General features: G+C 60.7%; 1 protein-coding gene and 1 pseudogene. One reads left to right on the forward strand and one right to left on the reverse strand.

Features of this window, described 5'->3' with window-relative positions; translation table 11 throughout:
- A pseudogene (locus VBE63_RS27135) lies at positions 1–279 on the reverse strand (hypothetical protein); the annotation flags it as partial.
- 749 nt (positions 280–1,028) lie between these two features.
- On the opposite strand from VBE63_RS27135, the gene ltrA reads away from it, so the two are divergent.
- Complete coding sequence (gene ltrA, locus VBE63_RS27140; RefSeq protein WP_323686109.1) at positions 1,029–2,363, forward strand: group II intron reverse transcriptase/maturase; 1,335 nt, start codon at positions 1,029–1,031, stop codon at positions 2,361–2,363.
- The last annotated feature ends 259 nt before the right edge of the window (positions 2,364–2,622 follow it).

The following is a 2,622-nucleotide window of genomic DNA, read 5'->3' on the forward strand; positions in this document are numbered from 1 at the left end:
CACTTCGATATGGATCAGCACCCAGACCGCTGAGCCATTGCGCAGGGTCACGCCGACCAGCTTGTCGGCATAGCGCCGAGTGGTCTTGGCCTCGCGCACGATCTGCTGGAATTCCTTGTCGAGGAATTGAACCCCTTTGGACCAGTCGATCTCGGCATGGATGGCCGGAAACAGCAGTGCAAGGAACTCTGGGAAGAAGCGTTCCAGGGCCTCCTTCCAAGGACTATCGTCGTCGCGCTTGGCTGCTTCGGATGAGGATGGGCTGTTGGTGTTGACCATGAGCCGAGTGTAGCCGATGGAGCGTCGGTTGGTGGCGCCGCCGCAAAGCCTGGCTCGTCCTGGGGCCAGGAGACTTGCTGACGGGCAGGGCGAATCATAGACGAGGCTCCGTGTCACGGCTCCATCGTCCCGGCCACTTTTTTCCTTCGGATTCCGGCTTCTCGTCCGCCAAAAAGGAGCGTTACAGTGACGCTTAACCCTTGTCACCACCCGAGTTCGGTCCGATGAGCGAAAAAGACAAATCGTGGTCCGTCCGTATGCCGTAACAGGCTGATTAACTTGCGGGTTTAAGTCCCGCCAAAGGAGTTGCTCGTACACCTTAGTAGTGTCGCGGAGCGGCGTTCGGGTAACCGGGGGTCGTGAGTTCCGTGGATACAAAACCACAGGCCGCAGCGCAAGCGAACCTAGAAGTAGCCTCGTGAACAAAGTGAAGGCGCCGACCCGCTGGACGGACGGGGAAGGCCGCTGCCGACGGGACGGGAAAACGAGAGCATCCCGTCGGGTCTTCCGGGGTAGCAGGGGTGGCATGTGGTGGAAGTTGATCAGTCCCAGTGCGGGAGACCCGCGGCGGTGGCAGGTGAGAGCTGCCAACGGCGGCGTATAAGGCGAGTCCGAAATCGTCGCCGGCCGTCCCGGGAGTCGGAGGGGCTCATAGTACCGTTTGAGGGTTTGGGACAACACAACCCGACCCGAGGAAAGGAGCCCTACTTTGTGCATGCAACCAAAGCGCGGAGGATCAGGAGATTGCGATGTCGCTAACAACTCCGAATCAGATCAGGACGCTGCAGCGGAAGCTCTACGCCAAGGCCAAGCAAGAGCCGGCGTTCCGTTTCTACGCCTTGTACGACAAGGTCAGCCGGGCAGACATGCTCAGTCACGCCTATGACCTTGTGCGGTCCAACCGGGGAGCGCCAGGAATCGACGGCGTCACCTTCGCGGCCATCGAGGCGGGAATCGGAAAAGACGCCTATATGGCGGAACTGCAAGTGGAACTGGAACAGAAGACGTACCGTGCGGAGGGGGTACGTCGGGTCTGGATACCCAAGCCAGATGGCAGTGAGCGCCCCCTGGGAATCCCCACGATTCGGGATCGGATCGTGCAAATGGCGCTCAAGCTTGTGGTGGAGCCCATCTTCGAGGCGGACTTTTGCGAACACTCGTATGGATTTCGCCCGAAGCGCTCGGCCCATGATGCGGTGAAGGCCGTCACCGACGGTCTCTTTCAGGGAAAAACCCAAGTCATCGATGCCGATCTCTCGAAGTATTTCGACACGATCCCCCATGCCAAGCTGATGGCCGTGGTCGCCGAGCGCGTGGCCGATGGAGGCGTTCTCGCCCTCATTCAGCAATGGCTCAAGGCCCCGGTCATCGAGGAGGACGAACAGGGCAAGCGACGCCCGAGCGGCGGCAAGGGTAACCGTAAGGGGACGCCTCAAGGTGGGGTCATCTCCCCGCTACTGGCGAACCTGTACCTGCATCTGTTGGACCGGATTTGGGAGCGGCACGACCTGGAGCGGCGATTGGGCGCACGGTTGGTGCGCTATGCCGATGATGCCGTGATCTTGTGTCGCGGCGACAGCAAGCCAGCCATGGCGGTGCTCGAAACGGTGCTGGAGCGCCTGGAGTTAACGCTCAATCGGGACAAGACCCACGTGGTCGATGCCCGCGAACAGGCGTTCAACTTTCTGGGTTTCAGCATTCAGTGGGCACACAGCCGACGAACGGGCAAAGGCTACCCCCATGTCGAGCCAAGCAAGCGCGCCGAGCAACGGATCAAGGCGCGGATCAAGGAACTCACCGCCCGGCGCCGAACCCCGGTGCCGATGCCGCAGATGCTCAAGGAGGTCAATCAGGTTCTTCGCGGCTGGTCGGGCTATTTCCACTACGGCAACTGCACCAAGGTGTTTGGACGGGTTCGGTGGTTCACTGAGGAACGCGTGCGTACCCAACTGCGACGGCGACATCAAGTGCGCACGCGCACCCGTGGGTATGAGCGGTTCTCCTACGCCCACCTGCACAGCGTCCTCGGACTGTTCAAGTTGCCCCACACCGCAGGCTGGAAATCAGCGCATGCCTCGGCATGAAGCACATCGGAAAGCCGTGTACGGGAGAACCGTATGCACGGTTTGATGAGGGAGGGCTGGCATCCTGTGGCTATGATACGGCTAGTGAGGCACCGCCAAACGAAAGGGGCGGAAACAGATAGGCCGCGTCTAAGGTCGCCGGATGCCTGCTCTCTACTCTACCCAATTTCTTCGGAGTGTCTGCAAGTGCCTGTGTCTGTTGAGATTCATGCGGCCGCAGAGCGCCATCTGTCGGGTGAACGTGGCTACACCCGCCATG

The sequence above is a fragment of the Lamprobacter sp. genome, assembly GCF_034860625.1.
Lineage (GTDB): Bacteria > Pseudomonadota > Gammaproteobacteria > Chromatiales > Chromatiaceae > Lamprobacter.